The sequence below is a fragment of the Peribacillus sp. NJ4 genome, from assembly GCF_030348345.1.
Taxonomy (GTDB): Bacteria; Bacillota; Bacilli; order Bacillales; family DSM-1321; genus Peribacillus.
Genome location: NZ_JAUCFQ010000006.1, coordinates 176,351 through 201,187, shown reverse-complemented (window position 1 = coordinate 201,187; position 24,837 = coordinate 176,351). Strand labels below are relative to the sequence as shown.

Below are 24,837 nucleotides of genomic sequence, written 5' to 3'. Positions count from 1 at the left end.
TTATATCACGATAATATTATTTTAGCAAGTATTTTTTAAAAAAATATGGCGGTCCCGACGGGAATCGAACCCGCGATCTCCTGCGTGACAGGCAGGCATGTTAACCGCTACACCACGGGACCAGCATTATTAGAAAGTGACCCATACGGGATTCGAACCCGTGTTACCGCCGTGAAAGGGCGGTGTCTTAACCGCTTGACCAATGGGCCTTGATAATATGTGTAACTGGCGGAGAAGGAGGGATTTGAACCCTCGCGCCGCTTACGCGACCTACACCCTTAGCAGGGGCGCCTCTTCAGCCTCTTGAGTACTTCCCCAAAAAAATGGCTCCGCAGGTAGGACTCGAACCTACGACCGTTCGGTTAACAGCCGAATGCTCTACCACTGAGCTACTGCGGAATAATGAAAATTGGGTTCCTTTTTCACGCTCAAGGACCTTAGTGTTTGTCGTGAAGAACAAGTTGTTATCTTGTCGACTCTTATGATTATAAAGAGGTTGCAACCTAAAGTCAAGGGTTCTTTTGTGTTTTTTTATATTTTTGTTTTTTCTTCCTTGAACCCTTGGTAAATCAACGTTCCACGACATTTACCACAAACGAAACGGATAGTGTCGATTCGTTTTTTTCTTATATACACCTGCTGACAGTCTTCACATTTATATTGAATAGTATTCATCTTTCTCTTTACTTGGTTTGATGGGAGTGGCTCACAAAATCTCGGTGCCCCGACTTTTTTGAGTAATTGCTTAAAGTCCGCATCACGATGCTGATACCCTTTCTTCTCGATGTGCAGATGATAATGGCACAATTCATGTTTTATGATGCCAATCATTTCTTCCACACCGCGTTCATCAAGATACTTCTTATTGATTTCTATATTGTGTGAACGCAGCAAGTATCGTCCTCCTGTAGTTCGGAGACGCGGATTAAAAGTGGCTACGTGGTTAAAGGTCTTTTTAAAGTCTTTCAACGAAATTTCTTCGACTAGTTTTTGCAATTGCAGATTATCCATTTCCCCCTCCCTTTCCTTGGTAACATGACAACCCATTATAACATAGACTAATAATACAATAGGAAACTAAGGGAGGAAAAGCTATGCCTAATTGGTTCCAGAATCAAATACGTAAAGCCTTTTATGAAAAGGATTATTATCAAGTGAAGATGTTGAATCAATGTTGGTTTTTTTATCAAAAAAAAGAAAGTCTCCGGTTATAGATTCAACTGTGTTCGAAATATGACATACATTCGCTTCGCTAAAAAAACCCCTTCTAATATAGAAGGAGCTTTCCATAGGCTAGATTTGATTCTTCGGCTCGAGCATAGTTAAAGATACCCTTTGCTTTTGAGAGTCGACCAGCTCTACCCAAACCGTCACAACATCCCCAACGGCAACTATATCCAATGGGTGTTTTACAAAGCGGTTGCTTAGTTTGGAAATATGCACCAGTCCATCCTGTTTGACACCAATGTCCACAAACGCACCGAAATCCACAACATTCCTCACTGTGCCTTGTAATTCCATCCCAGTTTGTAGATCCTCCATTTTCAGTACATCTTGCTTAAGCAGTGGTTTTGATAATTCATCCCGAGGATCTCTTCCCGGTTTCATCAAATCATCAATGATATCTTGAATCGTAATTTCCCCAATTTCCAATTCATTGACTAACTCGGCCGGTTTTAGTTTACTTAACTCTTCATTAAGTGCATCACTGCCTAAATCCACAGATGTGAATCCCATTTTCTTCAACAATTTATTCACGGCACTGTAGTTCTCAGGATGTATCGCAGTTTGATCCAAAGGCTCATCTCCATTAATGATACGCAGGAACCCTATGCATTGTTCATATGTTTTGGCACCAAGGCGGGGAATCTTCTTTAATTCCTTCCTGCTTGAAAACTTCCCTTCCACTTCCCTTTTCTTCACAATATTTTGAGCAACCGATTTTGATAAACCAGCTACATATTGTAATAGTGACGATGAAGCGGTATTGACGTTCACGCCCACCTGGTTAACAGCTGTTTCTACTACAAAGGTGAGGGATTCCGTTAACTTTTTCTGGGACACGTCATGTTGATACTGTCCTACCCCCACGGATTGAGGATCGATTTTAACAAGTTCGGCAAGGGGATCTTGAAGCCTTCTGCCAATTGATACGGCGCTTCTCTGCTCCACTTGAAGATCCGGAAACTCTTCACGGGCAATATCCGAGGCTGAATACACACTGGCTCCCGCTTCATTAACAATAATATATGAAATATTCCCGTTCACTTCTTTTAGAATATCTGCGATGAATTGCTCTGATTCACGTGATGCGGTACCATTGCCGATTGCCACGATCTCAACCGAGAACCGCTGAAGTATTTCGATCGTTTTTTCACGGGCAGCATTAAGCTTCGCAACAGGAGGATGCGGATAGATTACATTGATATCGAGTACCTTTCCGGTTTCATCAATGACAGCCAACTTACAGCCAGTCCGATATGCCGGATCTAAGGCTAGGACCACTTTCCCTTTAAGCGGGGGCTGCAAGAGCAGGTTCCGGAGGTTTTCAGAGAAAATATGGATAGCTTGATCCTCAGCTTTTTCCGTCAGCTCTTTTCTGATTTCCCGTTCTACAGAAGGCATGATCAAACGCTTAAGTCCATCTTCAATTGCCGATTTAAGAACAACCTGGGCTTCAGATTTGTTATTTTTAATGATTTTCCGTTCCAGATGACCAATGATGATTTCCGTACGAGGCTGAATGGATATTCGTAAAACCTCTTCCTTTTCACCTCTATTAAGTGCCAAAACCCGATGGGGTACGATCCTTTGAACCGGCTCCTCATATTCATAGTACATCTCGAAGATTCTTTTCTCGTCCTTCTCTTCGTTTTTCACAGTCGAAATTATTTTTCCAGCTTTGAAAATTTCAGCCCTTATCCACTTCCTTAATTCTGCATCATCGGAAATATGTTCTGCTATGATATCCTGTGCTCCTGCAATTGCCTCTTCAATAGAAGGAACTTCTTTTTCTGCCGATATGAATTCTGCGGCTTTTTCGCTAACTCGAGCATGGATTTGACATTCAAGAAGCCAAGTAGCCAGTGGTTCAAGACCCTTTTCTTTAGCAACTGTCGCTTTCGTTCTCCTTTTTTGTTTGAATGGCCTGTATAAATCCTCGACTTCCTGCAGTTTTGTTGCCTTCTCGATTTGTCTTGTTAATTCTTCCGTCAATTTCCCCTGTTCACCAATCGAACGCGTAACTTCCGCTTTCCTCTGGCCTAAGTTTTCCAGGTAGTTCCACCTTTCCATGATGGATCGAATCTGCACTTCATCAAGTGAACCTGTCATTTCTTTTCTATATCGGGCAATAAAGGGAACAGTATTCCCCTCTTGCAGCATCTGTATGACGTTTTGAACTTGATGATTTTTCAAAGTTAGCTCATTGGATATTTGTTTAATCAATTCTTTTAATGTATCTTCTACAACGATCATTATGTTTACCCCCAACCTTTTGATCTTATATATATAGTCTAGCAAATGAGAGATGAAGTTGCGAATTCAACACAAAAAAGCTCACTTCGAATTACGACGAAAGTAAGCTTCCTAAAATGAAAGTTGTATCATCTGCAGTTGTTGGACTGCTTTCTAAAATGCATTTGGCGTTCTTATCGATAGGGACCAGCCTTTTTAAAAAAGATTTAGCTCCCTTAAGTTCTAAACCATCGGAATGAAGAATGAATTTTGCATTTGGTTCAAATTTGTAGCTTTGCGTCCGGTATTTTTGTTTCCTGCCGGATAAATACCCTGTAACAGGTAAAGGGTAAACTAGTTTGTCGTCGCTTGGATTATACAGGAAAAAGCGGATGTTACCCACTGAACTGTATACAAATTCATTCTTGTCATAAAATATCTTCAAAATGGAAACGGCGGCCCCCCGCTTATCGATTAAAACTTGATTACACACTGCCATTAGTGATTCTACATCCAACTCATGATTACGTTTTACTTCCTCGATGACGGCATGGGAAGATTCGTAAGCGTTTTTCCCGCTACCTAGCCCATCAGCCAGTACACACACAAAGTATTCTTTCGTATGAAGAAAGAAGTAATCATCACCACAATAAACCATCCCGTTTTTAGAGGATTGAGAGACAACGACTTCAATTCTTTCTCCCCTCAGAATATCTTTAATCACTGAATTAACTCCGAGTTTTCAGCATTAATCGCTTCTTGAAGTTTCTTGATCGCGCGTCGCTGGAGTCTCGACACATGCATTTGAGAAATTCCAAGTTTATCGCCAGCTTCTTTTTGACTTAAATTTTCTAAATAAGTATGTTGAATGATCATCTTTTCACGGTCACTTAACACATGCAGCACCTTTTCGAGCACGAGGCGCTGATTGACCTTTTCAAAACCTTCATCGACATTACCGAATATATCAAGTAATGTGACAGTACCTCCATCAGAGTCCGCCTCAATAGAATGATCAACAGATAAAGCTTGATAGCTTTTTCCCATTTCCATCGCTTCTAAAACTTCTTCTTCAGTCACTCCTATACAATCGGCTATTTCATCTATTCTTGGTGAACGATGAAGTGTCGTTGTTAATTCCTCGACAGTCACCCTGATTTTTGGACCAAGTTCCTTTATTCTTCTTGGCACATGGACACTCCATGTTTTGTCACGCAAGAACCTTTTGATTTCCCCAATTATAGTAGGGACGGCAAATGCCTCAAAGCTCTTACCAAAGGATTCATCATATCGTCGGATGGCACCTAATAAACCAATCATGCCGACCTGGGAGATATCCTCCTGAAACGATTTTCCTTTCGCGTACTTACGGGAGATTGTTTCAACCAAACTTTTATAATGGATGACTAGATTGCTCTGTGCTTCATCATCTTGGTCTTGCTGATAAGCTCTAATCCATTCATTTACCTGTTCTCTTTGTGCCTGATTAGGTTGAGACTGTTTTTGCATCCATCTCCACCTGCTCTCCTTCTATAAACTTAGTCATAAATACTGTAACCCCGTCATGCTGATGAATTTTCACATCATCCATCAGAGTTTCAATGAGGTAAAGACCCAAGCCTCCTTCTCTCAAGAGTTCAACTTTTTGTCCATTTTCGTATGGACCGAGCCCTTGGCGAACCTCTTCGAAATTACAGCTCTTACCGCTATCAGAAACCATGACCTCCAAACGGTCAGGATAAAGCCCGAAACTCACTTTCACTTCACCTTTTTCGGAATCCTTATATGCATGCTGTACTGCATTTGTACAAGCCTCACTGGTAGCTATTTTCAAATCCTCAATTTCATCATACGCAAACCCCATCCGGCTACCTATTCCAGAAAGCGTTAAACGAATGACACCGATGAATTCCGGTTTTGCAGGTATTTTCATTTCGATGTAATCATATACTTGACTCATTCTAACCCACCCTCTGTACCACTTTTTATATCAATGATATCTGCAAGACCAGTAATATCAAATAAACGTCGTAACCTTTCTGATAACCCAACTAAAGTGAATTCGCCATTATTTGCCCTTACGCTTTTAAAAGCACCGACAAATACCCCAAGTCCCGTACTATCCATATAGGAAACTTCGGTTAAATCAATAGTAATCGAAACATTGTCCTGCTCTGAAATCGGAAATAGTGATTCCCTTAGTTTTGGTGCAGTATAGGCATCGATTTCACCTTTTAGTTTTACAATAAATTCAGTATTTAATTCATTAACATCTACAGTTATATTCATCCTTGACCCACCTCTTTAAATGCTCATCATTCTTATATCTATACCCCGCGGAAATAATACTAAACATTTGATTTTAAAATTATTAATGTGAAATCATCCCGCAGTTGGAAGTTCTGCATTTTCTCCAATTGCTTATATATATTATTCACCATTTCCTGGGCTTGTAAGTGCATATTCTTTTTAATGAAACCAATAAGCGTTTCCCTTTCTATGAACCCATCATTCGTCCGGCACTCCGTTACTCCATCAGATAATAAAATGATCATGTCTCCGCCATTCACCGTTTTTTCATATTGGCGATACCTTGTTTTTTTATCAACTCCAAGCAACAAACCTTTTGCATCCAAATCGCTAAATGTACCTGTAGCGGCATCATAGTAAAATCCAGGTTCATGTCCAGCTGAAGCATAGGAAAATTGCCTGTCATGCGGATCATATAAACCATAGAACATGGTTATGAACATGCTTGGATCCACATTATGCTCCACAACACGGTTCAAACTCTCAAGCACGCTTTTCGGTTCATGTCGATGCTCCGGAAGACTATCCATCGCATATTTAATCATCGACATGCACAATGCAGCCGGAATGCCTTTTCCTATGACATCAGCTATCCCTACCCCGATTCGCTCATTTTCATCTTGGACAAAATGATAATAATCTCCATTCATCTGTCTGGCCGGAACACTGATCGCCCCAATTTCAAGAGCTTTGATATCAGGAATTTCCGTTTCCAAAAGAGTATGTTGAACGTTTGCCGCAATCTCAATTTCCGTTTTCAGTTCCTGCTGTTGATGTCTAAGGCTTTGATGTTCACGGTATGCTATGCCATAGCCCATCATGACTTCCAGCAGAAAATCGAAAGAATCCAATACTTTTCCCGGTAATTCCGGGTAAAGTTCCATTAAGTTATTTTTATGCATACTGATTATTTCTTCAGGAGATATATTGTATTTAATATGTAGGCGGCTAATCTTTTGCCCTTGGTAGAGTGCTTGCTCATTTTGGTCTTTAAGATAAGTAGAAAGCGCCTCATGATACTTTTTCTCCATGTTCTCCCTAATATCCATAGTCCCCCCCTAACGGAGCCATTTCGTAGCGACAATCTTAGTCCCTTCACCTGGTATCGATTCAATATCGAAGTCATCCATTAAACGTTTGACTCCCGGAAGGCCTGCCCCCAGTCCCCCTGAGGTGGTATATCCATCTTCCATGACTCTCCGGATATCCTCAATTCCCGGCCCTTTGTCCTCTGCAATGATTTTCAATCCTGACTTCCCATTTTTATTTGGCTTCTCTATGCTAACACTGCCTTGTCCAGCATATAGGTATATATTTCGGGCCAATTCGCTTATAGCCGTTGTGATTCTCGCCTGGTCTACAGTGCCGAACCCCAACTCTTTAGCGACATTTCTTCCGAGCTGCCTTGCAGCTACGATGTCCCATTCATTTATGATTTTTACGCAGGATTGGAACTCCATTCTTTAATCCCCCAATTCCTGTTGTAATTTCTCCAGGCCTTTCTCTAGATCTAATGCTGTCAGAACATCATCGAGACTAATTCCCAGTTCAATTAATGTTATTGCAACAGCAGGCTGGATCCCCGTAATTACAACCTTGGCCCCCATAAGCTTAGACATGCTAAAGACATCGCCTAATACCTTTGCGATAAAGGAATCTATAAAATCTATTGAGGTAATATCTATAACTACGCCATTCGCGCTTGTTTCATGAATCTTATGCAATAAATCCTCTTGAAATTGAAGGGCAGTCACATCATCCAACTCCCACTGTATAGAGACTAACAAGCAGTCATAAAGCTTTAATATCGGAATCCTCATACTTATCCCTCCACCTTTACGATCTTACGGCTCGTTAATTCCAACGCAACTTCTATCCCTTTTTTCAATGTATTTTTTGTAATCACTTCATTTAAATTAATGCCTAGGTTAACGATGGTTTGAGCTATTTCAGGGCGAATGCCGCAGAGTATACATTTTGCACCCACTAATCGGACTGCTTCCGCTGCCTGAATGATATGATGAGCAACCATGGTATCCACGACAGGCACACCCGTTATATCGATAAGGACAACTTCAGATCTATGCTTAACAACGCCAGTCAACAGGTTCTCCATTATCTGTTTGGCACGTTCTGTATCAATTGTACCAATCAGTGGCATAACCGTAATGCCTTCCAATACAGGAATGAGCGGAGCCGAAAGTTCTTGCAAGGCTATTTTTTGCATAGTAACAGTTCTTTCCCAAGTTTGGGTATAAATATTGACTATTTCATTATTTATTGGAGTTGCCCATTTATCCAAATGGTTAACAAGATTGACTTGATTATCAGGGGTCACCAGACCCTTGGCCACCATACCATTAATGACAATTAACGTGAATTTATGAAGACCTTCATTGACGAAAGTGAGAGGCCATCCCAATTGGACGACTTTCTCGGCAAAATCTGAAAGCTTCAATGTGAATTCCTTGTTTTTACTATCAACATTCGTGATGATCATATCTATAAATTCACTGCTCGTTTGCGTGAACATTCGATCGGAGACGACTTTAATTAATCTTTCGTCTGTACTTTCCTTCATGATGCCCATCCACTCAGTCAGGATGTAATCTTGATTTTGCTTAATAAAATCGTAAACCAATTGATTCATAATATCCTCCCATTCTAACACAATTGCTATGTTCCCCTGTCCTCGTCACAAGGATGTTAACTAACTGTAATGTTTTTCCCATCTAGTTTTCCATTGGGTTTTCCCTTACACTTTTGCTTTTATTTAAGTATTTACAACATAACTACATACCCAAAATTCAGGTAAGGAAAACATCATTTCAAAGAAAAGTTAGGAGGATTCTATCCAATTTCTAATTATATACTGATTTTATTCGTCAAATTTTTTATATATCCTGCTGTAAGATTAAGTACATTCATAATAATATGCAAGAAGAGTCATCCTCTGTATTACTTAATTTCGGGCATGTTATTTCGACAAAAAAAACACGATTCCCACCGTTGCAGGAATCGTGCCATCTAAAAACATCAAGAATGATTTGTATTATAATAACGCCCGGTTTAACGGGAAAATTTTTCTCTAAAACTCAATGAGGCCTAAACTAATTTGCAAAGCTTCATTGACCTTTTGCATCATTGGTTCGTCAAGATGCGTAATTTTATCAGTTAATCGCTGCTTATCAATTGTCCGGATCTGTTCTAATAAAATGACGGAATCCCGCTCGAATCCGTACTTTTTTGCATTAATCTCAACATGCGTAGGCAATTTCGCTTTTTGAATTTGAGCTGTAATGGCTGCCACGATCACAGTCGGACTAAAGCGATTACCAATATCGTTTTGTAAAATTAGTACCGGACGGGTTCCACCCTGCTCTGAACCGACTACCGGGGAAAGGTCTGCGAAGTATACGTCACCACGCTTAACAACAATCAATGGCTCAGCCTCCGCTAACTAATCGTTCAACGCAATGACCAGCCTCGAATTCAGCCTGGAAGGCTTCAGAAGCAATCGTTAAATTAATGGCCGCCATTTCAATATAACCGCGTTTCATCGATTCACGAAACTCTTTCTTTTTACGTTCGCGAAGATACATTTTTGTGGCACGATAAATAAATTCACTGCGATTTACATTTTCTTCACTCGCATACCCATCTAACTCTGTTAAAAAATTTTGAGGTAATCGAATTAATATCTCTCTTGTTGCGCTGGATTCAGACACAAACATACACCTCCACCATCACTACACACCTTTATTATATATCCTTTTCAATATTACCATTAAAATGCCTATCTGCAAAGAGTATATTCTATTCTCAATCCTATTATCAGCATAATAAAGGAAATCTTATTCACAATCTTAGGATTTATTTACAATCCTGTCATTCCAAGATGAAGTTACGTACATGTTTCAACTGATTATCTTTTATATATATGCGGGGCACTCTTGCACCTATCATACATGTTACCTCATAATTGATCGTTTCCAGCTTTGCCGCTATCTCATCAACAGTAATCGATTCATCACCATCATTCCCGATGAGTGTGACCTCTGTTCCTACAGGGAATGGTCCAGGTAGCTTGATCATGCATTGATCCATGCAAATCCTGCCGACAATCGGCACTCTGCTTCCATCCACAAGAACTTCCTGACCTTGCAGTTTACGGATCCAGCCGTCAGCATAACCGATTGGCAAAGTCCCAATCCATTCATCACCTTCAGCCGTATAAGTTGCCCCATAACTAACGCTTTCACCCTTAGCAAGCTGTTTAACCGCGACCATCTTCGTTCTTAAAGATATAGCCTGTCTTAAGGGAAATGGCAATATCGGCTGCATTTCCATGGAAGGGCTCAAACCATACATGGAAATCCCCATTCTTATTGCATTCCATTCCGGATCGGTGAACCTTAAAGAAGCTGCACTATTGGCTGCATGAATATATTCTGGCTTTCTAACCAATGCGGAAAGCATCCCTTTAAATGAAGCAAGCTGCTTTTCATAAAAGTCGGTCTTCAATTCATCTGCCGTCGCGAAATGTGTGAATATCCCTTGGAAGTTGAAACACGCCTCCTGCTTAAGCAAACTTTCCACTTTCAGGAGTTGACCTTCATCACGAATGCCAATTCTCCCCATGCCGCTATCCACTTTCACATGAACTTGCAGAACTTGTCCCGGTTTCAATAAATCCTTTGCCTTCTCTAACCACGCTACATCGAAAACCGTCACGGAAATCCCATACTCGGCAGCAAGCGCTGCACTTTCAGGCCTCGATGCCCCAAGTACAAGAATTGGAGCCAATATTCCCTTTTTCCGTAAAGCAAGTGCCTCATCCAAAAAAGCGACACTTAAAAAATCAGCCCCCGCTTCAAGTGCCGTTTTAGCCACTTCATAGTCCCCGTGGCCATAAGCATTCGCTTTAACGACAGCGAAAAGACTAACGCCATTTCCCAGTCTTTTTTTCAATGAAGAGATATTTTCAAAAATATTATCCAAATTTACTTCTGCCCACGTATCTCGATGAAATATTTTCGTTTCCAAGCCCATTTCCTTCTTTCCTGCACTCACAGTAAGATTCTTCCCAGTAGCGAAGTTTTCGTTTCATTATAGGACCATTCTATAACCAACTGATAGAAAGATAAAGTGCTTTTTCACCTTGAATCTAATTTTCCAGCTTGCCAACCCATACCAAATGGAAGGATCTAAAATGTCAACAAGCTGCTTCCCCGCCTATCCTTCCCAGAAGAAGCCTTCATGAGGAGACGGGAAAAATCAGCTTGTTATGTAATCCTATTTGACTGGATCTCCCCCAACGGAACGGGCGACTTCTATCATCTCTTCCTGTTCCAAGTCCTTTGATGCAAGCATATAATCCACACCTTCAAAAGTCCATGCAATCGTATTTCCTGTCATGGCGCCGACTGTATAACCCAAATCAACCGGCTCTCCATTTACATTCGTCGAAACGGAAGTTTGGACTACCTCAGCTTTTTCCTGAACCAATGTAAAACTTTTTGTACCCTCATAGGTCAAAACGACACGTTCTCCCTTTTCCGTTGCAATTTCTTTTTCTTCCGTTAAGTTCATATCACCGATATTTTCTGGGTATTTCACCGCAAACCCTTCATTTTGGACTTCTGCCATAACAGGTGCTTCAAGTTGTGCACTTGTCATATTTTTCTTCATATCGAATGAATCTTTATCAAAAGTCGTATCGAATTTCACTTTTGAAAATTCAACAAGGACTAATGCGGTCTTATCGGGGTCCATGACTTTTACACTGACTGGAGATAAATTCTTTTTGTTTATAGTAATCTCTTGAAATGGCAACATTTTATTGTTTTGGTAGCGCGTTTTCGTTTCAAAGACATAATGTTTATCCGTTTCTTTAAATGTCGCACTTTTATCTTCCGTAATGTCTTTCACCAACGACTCGAACAAATAAGCCTGACTGCTGTTCTCCGGCCACTCACTTTGAAATTTAAAGCTTTTATTCAAAGCAGGCGTCAAAACATACACACCATCATCATTTTTTAAAATCATCTGGCTTTGATCCTTCTCTTCATTTTTAAGATTTACGCGGTAAAAAGAAGGGTCCTTATGCCAAATCTCCACATTATACACTTGAGGTTCCGTCCCCATCTTTAATGTCATCTTCGCGTTAGCTTTATATCCTTTCATTTCGCCAAGCTTCTCATTCAATTCACTCACTACGTCACCCTGTGATTTTTGGCCGCAAGCAGAAAGAGCAAGCAAGAGCATGATCCCTGCAAAAAGCATTAACATCTTCTTCATCTTTTCAACCCCTTTTTGTCATTTGAACGTAAAAGGGAGAGGAAAAGGCAGGATCCGGACATTGGCTCGACTGATGTCTTAGTTTCCTCGGTATTTCAGCCACGGACCAGTTCGATCCGGGCTAAAAACTTTTCGAGAGCACCTACTCTGCCATGTACCTTTTACCGGGCCTTGTCTCCCTATAGCACTAAATGTATATGAGACAACCTTAAGGTTTATGACCCGATTGGACAAAACTCAATTCACCCTTTCAATTACGACCTGAGCCACAGCAAAATCCCTGCTGTGGCTAATCGAAAGATGGACCCCTTCAGAAAACGGCTTTGAAATCACTGGCTTTCCTTTTTCATCCGATGTGATTTCGATATCCAAAAAGGATAGGTGCTTACCGATCCCTGTACCATACGCTTTGGAAAAAGCTTCCTTTGCTGCAAAACGTCCAGCAAAATACTCGACTTTCCTTCTTCCATTTAACTTTTCGAAAATCGAGATTTCCTTTTCTGTCAATATACGTTCCTTTAAACGGGGTTGCCGATTAATCAGTGTTTCCATTCTATCCAACTCAGTAATGTCCACGCCTATACCTTTAATCACCTTGACACCTCTTCTATTAAAGTAATAAGTTGCATATCATTAGGAGGACTCTTTTACCTGAAAATGATAATATTGTATCTAATTATAAAAATAATAAGGAGGAATTTATGTTTACAAGAACAGAAGGCTTCCGCGAATACGCAAATTCATATCGAGCTGTGACTGTGCTCATACTCATTATGATGATTGTTTTCGTTCTCATCCTTTTCCCCATATTTCCCGGCAATGTACTCTTTTATTACGGCACAGGTGTAAACTTATACATCGCCGATGGACAATGGTGGCGTTTGATCACCCCCATCTTTCTACATAGCACGTTTACACATTTACTGTTCAATGGGTTCTCACTTGCCATCTTTGGTCCATTCCTGGAGAAATTCCTTGGATCCATAAAATTTTCAATCTTCTTTTTATCAACCGGTATCCTTGCTAACATCGCAACCTTCCTGATTAAACCACTGACATATAACCACGTAGGTGCCAGCGGTGCAATTTTTGGTTTACTCGGTTTCTTCCTTTACCTTGTACTGTTTAATAAAACAAATTTTACAAATAACGAAAGAAATACAGTATATACACTGACCGGAATTGCCATTATCATGACATTCATCCAACCACAGATTAACGTTGTCGGTCATTTGGCCGGTCTTGCAACCGGCGTTTTAACAGCTCCATTATACTTGAGAAAAAAATGGTAGGACAAACAGCCGACTCTTTACTTTCAATCATTGGAGTCGACTGCTTTTTTTGGCAAATACCATGATTTAATTATTAGGCAATCCTTTTCTTCTACATCCACAACCATACCGACCCTGGAAGTAACTCCAGATTTAATCGATGCTGAAATCGTAGCTAATTCTTTTCGATTCTGAAACCAACTTTTTTTATACGTGATTGATTGAATTCTGCTTCTCTGCATGATCAATGTTTGCTTTGAGAAAAAGCGGCTGCTCAATAGCAACAAATTCCCTTCGATACTCCACCCTGCATCTCTATATTGCATGTAACCCCAAAAGATCGCCAACGGTACAATCAAAAAGGAAAGTAAACCCCAAGGTCTGACAAACCATACCATAGCTCCGATTATCGGGATGATGTATAGAACCTTGCGAAACACATACCGGGAAAGCGCATACTTAGGGAGTGGCTTCATCTCAGTGGTTGTTTGATAAACAGGTAAAATCTCCAGGATTTTTTCAGGTAAATGCCCCTTCTTGATCAAAGGGAATAACATGATGGATAGACTTTCTTTATCTTCCATGCTACCTCCTGCATATTCAAGATAAACCGTCGCCAATCCCAATGGCTTTCGAACGAAATTCTCCATGATCCGGATACCTTGTATTTTATGGATAGGGATTGTCAGCTGTCTTTTCTCGAGAAGTCCTCTGGAAATAACGATTTCATCATCCGTTTTTATCACAGTAAAAGAAGCATATTTAATTACCATACTTAATGTAGCCAGTACATAAACCACCAACAAGGCCACAAGGGCAAGCGCGGACAGAATAATGGTTCCCATTCCAATGAAATCTTCATAATCCTTAAATATCCGCTCAAAAGGAATCATTTCATCAAACTGTGAAATAAAAGCGATTCCTCCAGATAAAAAGACACCAACCGCCCCCGAAGTGGCAGCCATAACGAATAATTGCGGCAGTGTCTGTTTAAAAACGGAAGCCGATTTTGCTGCATCTTCATAACCAGCCACTTCATCTTCATCCTCATCAAGAGGGTTATTCGTATTTTTGTTTTTTTCCTCGCTTATAAAAGAATTGATTCGCTGGGCATCACTTTTTCTTATGGCTGATAATACAGCATCAGCCTGAGATCCGCCTGCAGTTTCAATATTCACCTTCACTAGCCTGAATATCCTCTGGATGATACCCTCTGATATATCAATGCTATGGATTCGATCAAACTTTATATACCGTTTCTTCCTTACGAATACTCCGGATTCAATTCTGAATTCGCCCTCTTCTATGCGATATGTAAAACGAAACCATTGTAGGAATGCAATAACTATCAGAAAAAGTATAATAACGGAAATGACTAGCGGCTGAATCCAGCCAGGAATCCCTTCATTCTTCCCAGGAATAACGATTACTAATAAAAAAGGGATAACTAACTCCTTGATTGATTTAATAATGTTAAGCAATACAGCTATGGGGTGAAGCCTTTTAGGTTCAGACATCTTCTTCCTCCACACTCGCCATTCTGGAAATATAGTGCCGCAGTTCATCTGCCTCTTCAAGGTTCAGGGCAGGTATGACGTGAAGGGTCGCGGCAGTGGAAATTTCAATGGAGGCTAAATCATATTTTCTTAATAATGGTCCTTGCTTCGTTTCAACATGCTGAACCCTAATCATCGGTATGAGTGTTCTTTTAATGACAAAAATACCACTTTGGATATCAATTTCCGTATCCTTTACTTCGTAACGCCATCTCTTCCATTTCACCGAAGGAATGAGAAAAATGGACAGATAGGATTGGATTATCGAAATTATGATCAATGCTCCAAATATCCAATATGTCCAATCAAAAATGATTGTAAGCACGAGTACGGCGATGCATATAATCCAAGTTATTGAACAGCTTATAAGACCACTGATTTTCCATACGGTCAAGGCCCTATTCGATATGCGATTTTCGGGTTCCATGGTTTCTCCTCTTCCGTCAAGGTATTTTTGAATGAATCTTCATCATCCATCCTTCACTTTCATCCATTATACTATAATTAAATGCTGGGATTTAACCACTTTTCAAACAAGTCTTTGAACAGTTCATCCAAAAACCGCAACTCATTTGGATACCACGGAATATGGAGATGCACATAAAAAAATGCCGCTCAATTGAGCGGCATTTCCAATTCAATTAAATCTTATTTGATTTTTCTCTTTTTTGGCTCGTGCTACGGTTTCCGTAACCATTCGATTTACGGTTCGTGCTTGGGCGTTTACTTGCCCCGCTACCGTAATCTTTTCTGCCTGAAGAACTGCGGCCATTGCGCTGTCTGTTACTAGAAGAACTGCTTCCTCCGCGATTACGACGCATTGGAGATGGAGATTCTTCCGTTAACTTGATTGGCGTTTGATCCGGTTCTTTTGTCATTGATTTAAGCATAGCTGCCACTAAATCCGCCGCGCTATGTTTTTGTAGTAATTCTTCCGCTTGACCAAGGTATAATGATAAATCATCATTCTCGATTGTATTAAGGATTTTTTCCGTTACTGCTTTTTGTTGACCTTCCAACGCTTCAGTCAACGTTGGAGTCTTAAGTTTCTCCATACGTTTTTTCGTTGTATGTTCAACCGCATGCAGTTGGCCTCTTTCCCTTGGTGTTACAAACGTAATGGCAATACCGTGTTTACCCGCACGTCCTGTACGTCCAATACGGTGAACGTAGCTTTCCGGATCTTGAGGGATATCAAAGTTGTATACGTGAGTTACGCCGGAAATATCAAGTCCACGTGCAGCCACATCAGTAGCGACAAGTACATCGATGCTTCCTTCTTTGAATTTTTTCAAAACGGATAGACGTTTTGCCTGGCTAAGGTCACCATGAATGCCTTCAGCCATATAACCGCGGATATTCAATGCAGAAGCCAATTCATCCACACGGCGTTTCGTACGTCCGAAGACGATGGCAAGATCCGGTGTTTGAATATCGAAAAGACGTGCCAGTGTATCGAACTTTTCACTTTCTTTTAACTCCAAGTAATATTGTTCGATGCGATCCACAGTCATTTCTTTCGCTTTTACACGCACAAGAACGGGTTCACGCATGAATCTTTCAGCAATTTTACGGATTGGATCAGGCATTGTAGCTGAGAAAAGCAATGTTTGCCTTTCGTCAGGAACCGTTGAAAGGATCAATTCGATATCCTCAATGAATCCCATGTTAAGCATTTCATCTGCTTCATCAAGAACTACAGTGTGAACTCCGCCTAATTTAATATTTTTACGTTTGATATGATCTAAAAGACGACCAGGTGTACCAACGATAATATGTGGTTTTTTCTTTAAAGCACGGATTTGACGGTCAATATCTTGTCCACCATAAACCGCTAATACACGAGCGCGTTTTCCGTAACCAAGTTTGAAAAGTTCTTCAGAAACTTGAATGGCAAGCTCACGTGTAGGTGCAATAACAATCCCTTGCACGTTTTCGTTATTAATATCGATGTTTTCCATCAATGGGATACCGAATGCTGCCGTTTTACCTGTTCCTGTTTGCGCTTGACCAATGATATCTTTACCTTCAAGTGCTAGTGGTATCGTTTGGGATTGAATCGGGCTCGCTTCTTCAAAACCCATTTTTTCTATTGATTTCATAGACGTTCTATCTAATCCTAATTCGCTAAACAATGTCAATGTTTTCGTACTCCTTTTTATTTCGTAAATTTACACGTGCATTCATGAATCATGCACAGATGTTTTTGTTCAAATCCTCATCATCATGACGGATGTTCTACTTTATCTCTTATGAAAAAGTTTATCATTATCACCTAAAAGTATGTCTGCCTTTTAGTTCAAATGAACTCAATATGATTTTTTAAAAAGGAAATATACCAGCACGAACATTCACTGGCATTTTTAACTTCGCGCACGTGTAAACTTATCATTAACATACGCTCATCTTTTTAAAAGTACATGTAACCAAAATTAAATTCAATATGGAAAATTAAAAGTAGCATAAACGGGTGTTTCACCGTTTTATTCAGGTGAGGGCTGCTGCACCTATTATTCATCAGACTTAAAAAGACTGTATGAACAAAACTTGACGAGAGCCAAGATTCTTATACAAAACAGGCCCGGTGCGTTGAGGATTTGCAGAAGTGGAAAAGCGCTAATATGCGGCTTGATTCCCTAATAGCTACTAAAGCCGCCAAGAGATGCAGCTTTTATATATGACCAGACGCGCGGCCTATTTAATCTAAAATAATCTCAAGAATGAACTCATGAAACATGTAAGAACATACAATTTTGTTGCCTCAACCTGATTAATTTAAATAATCATCAATGATAAGACATTTAAACTCATACATCATATTACCATTTTCAAACTGTTATTGCAATAAAGGATATCGCCCCATTCATGGTTACTAAAAACTTTAGATCGTTTTAAAAATAGGAAAATTGGTATATTCCTACATGGAAATGGCTGCCTTGATACGTTTGAGAAAGAATATAGCATGTTCATTCAATGTGCCATTTAATAAAGGGTTAAAATGTTCCGATTGATTTTTATTTTTCCTTTAGAGATGCTACATCGTCTGATTCTAGGATTACCGTAGTTACTATATCCATTTATAAGTAAATGGATTCTTAAAATTGGAGCGGAAATATTAAATGATTTTACAAAACGAACATCCATTTATATACATGATATGTGTTTTAATGAAATAGTTTCAACAATCCTATTGTAGGAGGTTTTATTCAAAAAAATTGGGTACCTTCCACGTTTACTCCCATTGAAAAAGATAGGGCTTACTACCAATCCCCTTTACATTTCCAGGTATATAAGATCATCTAAAGTTCGAAATTTCCATTAATTCACCCGAAAATTATAGTAAATTAGTCTAAATGCAGTATGATTGACCTATCAATAAATTAATGGGGGTTATATGAATATATACACAATAGATGTTCCTTTATGTAAAGATTTTGGTCTGATGTTAGAGTCACTGAACAAGAAAGTCACCTTTTTGGAGGATCCACTCAATCAAAGTCATCTGTTCCAGGATTCAACGGACTTAATGCAATCATTATTTATTTTACCTTTACACATATCAAAAGATTCTTGGCAGCAAACCTCGTTGTTCGCCTTAGCTGAATCTCATGATATCCCTATCTTATTTATTTACAAACGTACTATAGGAATGAGGCCCCCTCCGACGTTGCCAAAAAGGACCTTTTATGAAACCATGGCAGTCCCTGCCGATTCAGTAGAAGTCAGGATTAAATTAAAATCACTCCAAAACATCAGCATGCAACTGTTTTCAGCGAAAATGAAGGGGCATGAGCTTGAAAAGATTAACCAGAAATCAGCAAGGAGCCTGCGAATTGCAAAGGACTTTCAACTTTCAGGTTTACCTTTATCGATCAATAAAGAAGATATAGAGGTCAAAGGTCTTTCCCAGCCTTCCAGTGAGCTGTCGGGGGATTTATTTTACTGGACGGAAGTTGATGACAGGACATACGGCTTCATAATGATCGATGTATGGGGAAAGGGCATTCATACAGCACTTATTAACATGTCCATACGCACTTTGATGCCTGAGCTTATTAAACGTGTAAAAGACCCCATTTTTATAACGGAGGAACTGAACAAACATATGCAGGATCTATTTCAAGGAGTTAAAAGGGAAAATAAAAACCATGTTTGTTATACAGCCTTCATTGCATACGTGAATACAAAGGATAGACTCATCGAATATGTGAACTGCGGGCTTCCTTCAGCCTTTTTGTATTCCCCATGCACCAATCAACTCCTCAATTTAAATGAAGGGTCTAACCCAATAGGACTAATTCCTGAAATGCCCATTAAAAAAATAGTATTTCATTATGAACCAGGAAGCCGTTTCATCATCTATACAGATGGACTCTCTAAAACGCCGGTACCTTCTGCCATTGACAGATCTGACAATATTGAGAGGGACTTCATCGAAAATGTCCATCTCGATACACATGACCTTCTTAAGGAACTTTTGGTTTCAAGGATGAGGCATTCAGTTATTAACGATGATATCTGCATTATTGCCGGGACACTTTTTTAAATACGATAAAAAAGGCCGTTTCAAAGAAACGGCCTCAGACTATAGACTGACTCGACAATAATTGAGTTTGTCTGCATTCCTTTTTAGGTTTTAAATTTTGACCGTTCTCCAGGCACTCGCATTCCGCGGGCGGTTCAGGGGGCACCCTCGGCGCCTTTACTCCTGCAGGGGCTCCCTTGGGCACGCTTATCCCGTAGGAGTCTCGGATAATTCCATTCAGCGAGATTAGCTTGAAATGATTACTTTAAACCAACTGGTGCAAGAAGATGGCCAATTGGACATGACAAGGTCCAAAAATGCATAGTAGTTGTAGAGCCCAAATTCCTTAACCTCGGGCCAGAATTTCAAAGGGAATTCCAAAAGGGGTTCTGAATTTAATTCCGAACCCCTTTTCTACTGAAGCCGTTTAAAAAAGAAACGGCTTTTCTACTCTTTTTTATTTTTGCAAGGCTTGAACGACTTCCTCCAGCTTCATGCCCCTAGAAGCTTTAACGAGAATGATATCATTTACCTGTGTTGACGATTTAAGTTCCTCAATAAGCTTCTGCTTATCTTGAAAAGGACGAACTTTCTCTGATGAAAAAGCCTTGCTCGCTCCCTTGGCAATAAACTCGGCCAAAGGACCATACGTGAAGATCTTATCAATCCGCTCACTTGAAATCAATTCACCTATTTTCAAATGAAAGTCTTTTTCCTGTGGTCCTAACTCCAACATATCTCCCAGTACAAGTATCTTTTTCTCAAAACCAGATAATCCCTCAATCAGCTCTATAGCGGCCTTAACTGAAGTTGGACTGGCATTATACGCATCATTGATGATTTTCTGCCCTTTTGCACCCTCGACCAATTCCATCCTCATATTAGTTAACTGAATGGTTGACAGACCTTTACGGATCGCCGAATCATCTACATGGAATTCTTTAGCCACCAAGATGGCTGCCAATGCATTAAGAACATTATGTTGGCCTAAAACAGGTATCTCATAGTCGATTTCCTTTTCATCAGATGCGATTGTAAACGTCGTACTGTCTGATCCTTGGTTAATGGTCTGCGGAAATAAATCATTTTGTTCTGTACGTCCAAAAGATATTACGTTTAAATCAGGAAAATCCTTTTTGATTCGACTGCGAAGCAATGGTTCATCACCATGATATATGAGCGTCCCATCTTCCGCCAAACCTTCAACAATTTCCAGCTTCGCATTCGCTATTTCCTCGCGTGATCCTAAATCCAATAAATGTGATTCACCGATATTGGTAATGATCGCTACATCTGGCTTTGCCATTTTGGATAAGAACTCGATTTCACCGCGGCTGCTCATTCCCATTTCCAAAACAGCGGCTTCAGTATCCTCTTCCATAGAAAGCACCGTTAGTGGTAAACCTAGATGATTATTGAAGTTACCATTGGTTTTATGAACTTTATAGGTAGTTGCCAGCAATGCAGCCGTCATATCTTTCGTAGTCGTCTTACCGTTACTGCCTGTTATCCCAATGACTTTTATATTCAATTGCTCACGGTAAGCACGCGCTAATTGCTGAAGTGCTTTTTCGGTATTTTCAACAATGACTATCGGTAAATCATTAGGAGGATTCGGAACATCCCTTTGCCAAAAAGAAGCCGAGGCTCCTTGCGCTAAAGCTTGCTTGACATACTGATGGCCGTCAACCTGCCCACCCTTAAGAGGAATGAACAAACAACCTTCCTTAACCGTTCTTGAATCGATGGTAACCCCATTGATCCCTATGGTCTGGAATGGAGTGATATCATTCAATCCATTTGCCATTTCATGTACTTGTTTTAACGTTCTCTTTATCATTTTGCTCCTCCTACATTCATCGAACCGGTAACCGCTCTCTTCTTCCATTAACCAAACGAAGCAGAAACCAGTGTAAATCGCACCGGCTCCTGCTGATTGGATCCATCAAATCAATTTTTGAAGGATTGTGAAGTTTACTGATACATTACCTGCATGGTCAAACTGTATATTTAATTTGTTGTTTTTCTTGATGACGTTCCAAGGCAAGTTTCACGAGTTTTTCAATTAATGTTGGATAGTCGACACCTGTGTGTTTCCACAATAACGGAAACATGCTGAATGGAGTGAACCCAGGCATTGTATTCACTTCATTAATATAGATTTGGCCCTCTTCCGTCAAGAAGAAATCAGCTCGAACCAATCCAGAGCAATCCAATGACTTAAAGGCTGTAATGGCCATTTCGGATAAAGCTGCATACTCGCTTTCCTTTATCTCCGCTGGGATGACCATCGCGGAATTACCGTCAACGTATTTTGCTGAATAATCATAGAAGGCAAAATCTTTCTTAGGGATGATTTCCCCTGCCACTGAACAAGACGGGTCATCATTACCAAGGATGCCAAACTCGAGTTCACGAGCTATTACCCCTTCTTCAATGATGATCTTCCTATCGAATTGAAAAGCTTCCACTACCGCCTTTTCCAATTCATCAGCATCATTACATTTGCTGATACCGACACTCGAGCCTAAGTTAGCGGGTTTGACAAAGCATGGGTACCCTAATTCATCCGCTACCTTTTTAATGGCGCTTTCAGTATTTTTCTCCCATTCAGAACGAATGAACCAAGTATATTTAACTTGAGGTAGTCCCGCCTGGGCAAAAATATTTTTCATGATAACCTTATCCATTCCAGCTGATGAGGCTAAAACGCCATTACCCACATAAGGAAGATTCAATAGTTCCAGCATCCCTTGCACGGTTCCATCTTCTCCATTTGGTCCGTGAAGCAATGGGAAAATTACGTCATACCCTGTTGATTCACTATTTTCATCAGTTGAATGCGCTTGTAAGGCAAGAGGCGAGCTCGATTTTTCCGGTGAAAAAGTCAAAGCCTCCACACTCTCAGCAGGTCCTGTCAACTTCGGTCCATTAATCCATGAACCCTCTTTTGTTATGTAAATCGGATATATATCAAACTTTGCTAAATCGAGAGCTTTAATGACTGCTAAAGCCGTCTGCATAGAAACTTCATGCTCCGCAGATTTTCCACCATAAAGCAAACCAAGTTTAGTTTTCATGAGTATTACCCTCCAATATTCTTTTAACCATGTTCATTGTATCATTTTACACTAAAACGGATAAAGCGAAACTTCCATCATTGATGCTTTTCCAATGATGGTTAGTTGAGCCAATCGGGCATTTACAGGCTGTTGGCCCACCACATTTCTTTTTCATTACATTTGCCATCCGTTCCCTTACAGCCTGTTAATGCGGGGTAAAGCGAAACTTCCATCATTGATGATTTTCCAATTATTACCACAAGCGGAACACAGGTTAAATTCGCCACGTCCTGTGGCAACACCTGTGCTAGCACATCCTGTGCGTCGCAATCGGGCATTTACAGGCTGTTGGCCCACCACATTTCTTTTTCATTACATTTGCCATCCGTTCCCTTACAGCCTGTTAATGCGGGGTAAAGCGAAACTTCCATCATTGGTGCTTTTCCAATGATTATAGGCCAACCACTTCGGTGCGTCGTCCTCTCTAATCTTTTATGCATGAGATAGTAAGTCTTAAACCTAAAATATTCCAGGATTTTAATAATCCAATCCACGAATCCGGAAGTTAGGATAATCAGGATAATTATTTATTTTTTATAATGCTTTCCCATACTTTTTCTTTTCGATTGAATGTAATAAAGACATCCGGCTCCTTAATATTTCTATCCGAAAAGTCATCATGCATCTCATCCATATTTAAATAATCCCCTACGACCCATGCCGGTATCTCAATCTTCGTTCTTGAGTACTTAACATGCCGAAAGGAAAAAATGAGCCCCTCTGCCAGAATATGAGCCAAAGAAGAAATCATTTCTGGAGGGATGGCCGTCAGTTCTCTTTTCTTTCTGATTCCAAGCCACGACCTCTCCACTTTTAATGGCTCCAGCTTTAACGGAATCAGGCTTCCTAACATCATATAATATGTCGAAAGAGAACGAAAATAAATTTTATTGAACCAGCCATCATCCTGGGCAAGGTACACAAATTGATTATTCAATTTACGGAAAAATGGAGGTTGCAGATGAGTTTTTGCATGCCCTAAATATAAAAGTTCCGCTATTTCCCTGCCATCCAATTCATCCAGCCCTTCGGCTTCTTCAAAATCAATCCAACAGAAATCTCCATATGCCCGGACATTTTCTTTAACGAGCTTCGCAATATCCTCAGATGAAGCGCTCTCAAGCAGGACATTCAAATTGTATTCCCCTCCATCGAATTGATGTTTCAATAATAAGATGGAATCCATGGTATATGGCAGCGAATAAACAAATTCGCGGAAATTGAGTCCATTAAAAAGGACAAACCGTTCAGAAGCCTGCATATGCATATATAAGATATCATTGTTATCACTCTTCATAACCTGATCCCCTCCGAGCTCTCAATCAATAATGTTATTTTATCAAACTTTTGGGGTTTCACGTAAGTTATATAACCGAGAATATTAATCATCATCAGCATCGTCTAAATAATGTGAAACCCGTCTCTATATTCACCTATAAGGTCAAGGAACGAGTTCGACAATATCAAATATCTATATTATAGAAATAAATTAAAATTTGGAGGAATTGACGATGGATAAAATTGAAAAACGTTTTATCATTAATTCTTTACTTGAGGCCGCTTCACTTTATGCTGATGCAACAAAAAATTTTGATCTTTGGCAATCAGAAAAATATGCATTCGAAAAATATTTATATCAGGATGATACAATCCTTGATATTGGCTACGGAACTGGAAGAACCACATTTGCACTGTATAAAAAAGGATTTCAAAGTATAACGGGAATCGATATAACACCTGCCATGCTTCATGAAGCCGAAAAAATATCGTACGAATATAACCTGGATATACCCTTTATCCTTGGCGATGCAACGAAACTCCCTTTCAACAATTCATCATTCGATAAAGCAATCTTCGCTTTTAATGGTTTAATGAAAATTCCCCAGCGAAAAAATCGTACATTAGCTTTAAATGAAATAAATCGTATTTTAAAACCAGAAGGCATTTTCATTTTCACAACACACGACCGTGATAAAAACGAATATTATATGAATTTCTGGGAACAAGAGGAAATTATTTGGTGTGAAGGTAAACAAGATGAGAGGCTTTATGAGTTTGGGGATATTTTCACATTCGGAAAGACACCTCAAAAAGATACTTACCTCCATATTCCAACACAACTTGAAGTACTTGATGGTCTTGAAGAAGCAGGGTTTACAGTCATCGAGACCTTTTACAGAAGTGAATTATTCCATGAAAGTGATGATGTAAACGTTTTCTCTTCTGATTGCCGCTTCTGGATCGTTCAAAAATAAGGTACATTTTTTAAAATTCAAAAAAAATCCAGAGTGACATAT

25 protein-coding genes and 4 tRNA genes are annotated in these 24,837 nt (G+C 39.9%); 4 read left to right on the top strand and 25 right to left on the bottom strand.

What is annotated here, in order from left to right; all coding sequences use genetic code 11:
* Nucleotides 1–46: 46 nt before the first annotated feature.
* The 5 genes from QUF94_RS27085 to QUF94_RS27065 all read right to left on the bottom strand — a co-directional run bounded on the left by QUF94_RS27085 (nucleotide 47) and on the right by QUF94_RS27065 (nucleotide 1,011).
* Nucleotides 47–122: transfer RNA gene (locus QUF94_RS27085), tRNA-Asp, on the bottom strand.
* Between the two features lie 15 nt (nucleotides 123–137).
* Nucleotides 138–209: transfer RNA gene (locus tag QUF94_RS27080), tRNA-Glu, on the bottom strand.
* Nucleotides 210–226: 17 nt separating this feature from the next.
* A tRNA-Ser gene (locus QUF94_RS27075) sits at nucleotides 227–317 on the bottom strand.
* 7 nt (nucleotides 318–324) lie between these two features.
* Nucleotides 325–399: transfer RNA gene (locus tag QUF94_RS27070), tRNA-Asn, on the bottom strand.
* Nucleotides 400–531: 132 nt separating this feature from the next.
* Entirely contained in the window at nucleotides 532–1,011 is a 480-nt protein-coding gene (locus tag QUF94_RS27065) for a SprT family protein (protein ID WP_289318764.1), read from the bottom strand.
* Between the two features lie 83 nt (nucleotides 1,012–1,094).
* Here QUF94_RS27065 and cmpA point away from each other — a divergent pair, with 83 nt between their 5' ends.
* Nucleotides 1,095–1,214 carry a cortex morphogenetic protein CmpA gene (gene cmpA, locus QUF94_RS27060; RefSeq protein ID WP_089364909.1) on the top strand — a complete coding sequence of 40 codons (120 nt, stop codon included), beginning with the start codon at nucleotides 1,095–1,097 and terminating at the stop codon, nucleotides 1,212–1,214.
* Nucleotides 1,215–1,293: 79 nt separating this feature from the next.
* On the opposite strand, the gene QUF94_RS27055 is transcribed toward cmpA, so the two are convergent.
* The 14 genes from QUF94_RS27055 to acpS form a co-directional block, all read right to left on the bottom strand.
* The gene (locus QUF94_RS27055; protein WP_289318763.1) at nucleotides 1,294–3,477 is read right to left on the bottom strand and encodes a Tex family protein; all 2,184 of its coding nucleotides are present in this window, start codon (nucleotides 3,475–3,477) and stop codon (nucleotides 1,294–1,296) included.
* A 91-nt stretch (nucleotides 3,478–3,568) separates the two neighbouring features.
* Entirely contained in the window at nucleotides 3,569–4,180 is a 612-nt protein-coding gene (locus tag QUF94_RS27050; protein WP_289318762.1) for a PP2C family serine/threonine-protein phosphatase, read from the bottom strand.
* Nucleotides 4,177–4,965 (bottom strand): RNA polymerase sigma factor SigB, encoded by a 789-nt coding sequence (gene sigB / locus QUF94_RS27045; protein ID WP_289318761.1) that lies wholly within the window; start codon nucleotides 4,963–4,965, stop codon nucleotides 4,177–4,179. The genes QUF94_RS27050 and sigB overlap by 4 nt, the downstream gene beginning before the upstream one ends.
* Nucleotides 4,943–5,416 carry an anti-sigma B factor RsbW gene (gene rsbW, locus QUF94_RS27040; RefSeq protein ID WP_289318760.1) on the bottom strand — a complete coding sequence of 158 codons (474 nt, stop codon included), beginning with the start codon at nucleotides 5,414–5,416 and terminating at the stop codon, nucleotides 4,943–4,945. The genes sigB and rsbW overlap by 23 nt, the downstream gene beginning before the upstream one ends.
* A complete protein-coding gene (locus QUF94_RS27035; RefSeq protein WP_289318759.1) occupies nucleotides 5,413–5,745 on the bottom strand; it encodes an anti-sigma factor antagonist in 333 nt (110 codons plus the stop codon). The genes rsbW and QUF94_RS27035 overlap by 4 nt, the downstream gene beginning before the upstream one ends.
* Before the next feature lie 59 nt (nucleotides 5,746–5,804).
* Nucleotides 5,805–6,815, bottom strand: a complete 1,011-nt coding sequence (locus tag QUF94_RS27030; RefSeq protein WP_289318758.1) for a PP2C family protein-serine/threonine phosphatase — start codon at nucleotides 6,813–6,815, stop codon at nucleotides 5,805–5,807.
* 9 nt (nucleotides 6,816–6,824) lie between these two features.
* A complete protein-coding gene (locus QUF94_RS27025; RefSeq protein WP_289318757.1) occupies nucleotides 6,825–7,226 on the bottom strand; it encodes an anti-sigma regulatory factor in 402 nt (133 codons plus the stop codon).
* A 3-nt stretch (nucleotides 7,227–7,229) separates the two neighbouring features.
* Nucleotides 7,230–7,586, bottom strand: a complete 357-nt coding sequence (locus QUF94_RS27020) for an STAS domain-containing protein (RefSeq protein ID WP_048682053.1) — start codon at nucleotides 7,584–7,586, stop codon at nucleotides 7,230–7,232.
* A 2-nt stretch (nucleotides 7,587–7,588) separates the two neighbouring features.
* A complete protein-coding gene (locus QUF94_RS27015) occupies nucleotides 7,589–8,416 on the bottom strand; it encodes an RsbT co-antagonist protein RsbRA (protein WP_289318756.1) in 828 nt (275 codons plus the stop codon).
* A 438-nt stretch (nucleotides 8,417–8,854) separates the two neighbouring features.
* Nucleotides 8,855–9,205 carry a type II toxin-antitoxin system PemK/MazF family toxin gene (locus QUF94_RS27010; RefSeq protein WP_034306610.1) on the bottom strand — a complete coding sequence of 117 codons (351 nt, stop codon included), beginning with the start codon at nucleotides 9,203–9,205 and terminating at the stop codon, nucleotides 8,855–8,857.
* A gap of 7 nt (nucleotides 9,206–9,212) precedes the next feature.
* Nucleotides 9,213–9,494, bottom strand: a complete 282-nt coding sequence (locus tag QUF94_RS27005; protein ID WP_034306380.1) for a CopG family ribbon-helix-helix protein — start codon at nucleotides 9,492–9,494, stop codon at nucleotides 9,213–9,215.
* Nucleotides 9,495–9,654: 160 nt separating this feature from the next.
* Nucleotides 9,655–10,818, bottom strand: a complete 1,164-nt coding sequence (gene alr / locus QUF94_RS27000; protein WP_289318830.1) for an alanine racemase — start codon at nucleotides 10,816–10,818, stop codon at nucleotides 9,655–9,657.
* A gap of 243 nt (nucleotides 10,819–11,061) precedes the next feature.
* Nucleotides 11,062–12,066 carry a LolA family protein gene (locus QUF94_RS26995; RefSeq protein ID WP_289318755.1) on the bottom strand — a complete coding sequence of 335 codons (1,005 nt, stop codon included), beginning with the start codon at nucleotides 12,064–12,066 and terminating at the stop codon, nucleotides 11,062–11,064.
* 237 nt (nucleotides 12,067–12,303) lie between these two features.
* Nucleotides 12,304–12,660 (bottom strand): holo-ACP synthase, encoded by a 357-nt coding sequence (gene acpS, locus QUF94_RS26990; protein WP_289318754.1) that lies wholly within the window; start codon nucleotides 12,658–12,660, stop codon nucleotides 12,304–12,306.
* A gap of 107 nt (nucleotides 12,661–12,767) precedes the next feature.
* On the opposite strand from acpS, the gene QUF94_RS26985 reads away from it, so the two are divergent.
* Nucleotides 12,768–13,358: a rhomboid family intramembrane serine protease gene (locus tag QUF94_RS26985; protein WP_289318753.1), complete on the top strand. Its 591-nt coding sequence runs from the start codon at nucleotides 12,768–12,770 to the stop codon at nucleotides 13,356–13,358.
* A 23-nt stretch (nucleotides 13,359–13,381) separates the two neighbouring features.
* Here QUF94_RS26985 and QUF94_RS26980 read toward each other — a convergent pair whose 3' ends face one another.
* The 3 genes from QUF94_RS26980 to cshA form a co-directional block, all read right to left on the bottom strand.
* Nucleotides 13,382–14,854 carry a PH domain-containing protein gene (locus tag QUF94_RS26980; protein WP_289318752.1) on the bottom strand — a complete coding sequence of 491 codons (1,473 nt, stop codon included), beginning with the start codon at nucleotides 14,852–14,854 and terminating at the stop codon, nucleotides 13,382–13,384.
* Nucleotides 14,847–15,320 (bottom strand): PH domain-containing protein, encoded by a 474-nt coding sequence (locus QUF94_RS26975; protein ID WP_289318751.1) that lies wholly within the window; start codon nucleotides 15,318–15,320, stop codon nucleotides 14,847–14,849. Before QUF94_RS26975 ends, QUF94_RS26980 begins: the two co-directional genes overlap by 8 nt.
* A 214-nt stretch (nucleotides 15,321–15,534) precedes the next feature.
* On the bottom strand, nucleotides 15,535–17,034 hold the full coding sequence (gene cshA, locus QUF94_RS26970; RefSeq protein WP_289318750.1) for a degradosome RNA helicase CshA: 1,500 nt from the start codon (nucleotides 17,032–17,034) through the stop codon (nucleotides 15,535–15,537).
* Between the two features lie 1,253 nt (nucleotides 17,035–18,287).
* Between cshA and QUF94_RS26965 the strand changes: the two genes are divergently transcribed.
* A complete protein-coding gene (locus QUF94_RS26965; protein WP_289318749.1) occupies nucleotides 18,288–19,439 on the top strand; it encodes a PP2C family protein-serine/threonine phosphatase in 1,152 nt (383 codons plus the stop codon).
* 436 nt (nucleotides 19,440–19,875) lie between these two features.
* On the opposite strand, the gene QUF94_RS26960 is transcribed toward QUF94_RS26965, so the two are convergent.
* The 3 genes from QUF94_RS26960 to QUF94_RS26950 form a co-directional block, all read right to left on the bottom strand.
* Complete coding sequence (locus QUF94_RS26960; RefSeq protein WP_289318748.1) at nucleotides 19,876–21,258, bottom strand: UDP-N-acetylmuramoyl-tripeptide--D-alanyl-D-alanine ligase; 1,383 nt, start codon at nucleotides 21,256–21,258, stop codon at nucleotides 19,876–19,878.
* Nucleotides 21,259–21,415: 157 nt separating this feature from the next.
* Nucleotides 21,416–22,498 carry a D-alanine--D-alanine ligase gene (locus QUF94_RS26955; RefSeq protein ID WP_289318747.1) on the bottom strand — a complete coding sequence of 361 codons (1,083 nt, stop codon included), beginning with the start codon at nucleotides 22,496–22,498 and terminating at the stop codon, nucleotides 21,416–21,418.
* Nucleotides 22,499–23,063: 565 nt separating this feature from the next.
* On the bottom strand, nucleotides 23,064–23,837 hold the full coding sequence (locus QUF94_RS26950) for a hypothetical protein (RefSeq protein ID WP_289318746.1): 774 nt from the start codon (nucleotides 23,835–23,837) through the stop codon (nucleotides 23,064–23,066).
* 214 nt (nucleotides 23,838–24,051) lie between these two features.
* Here QUF94_RS26950 and QUF94_RS26945 point away from each other — a divergent pair, with 214 nt between their 5' ends.
* Nucleotides 24,052–24,795: a class I SAM-dependent methyltransferase gene (locus tag QUF94_RS26945; RefSeq protein WP_289318745.1), complete on the top strand. Its 744-nt coding sequence runs from the start codon at nucleotides 24,052–24,054 to the stop codon at nucleotides 24,793–24,795.
* The last annotated feature ends 42 nt before the right edge of the window (nucleotides 24,796–24,837 follow it).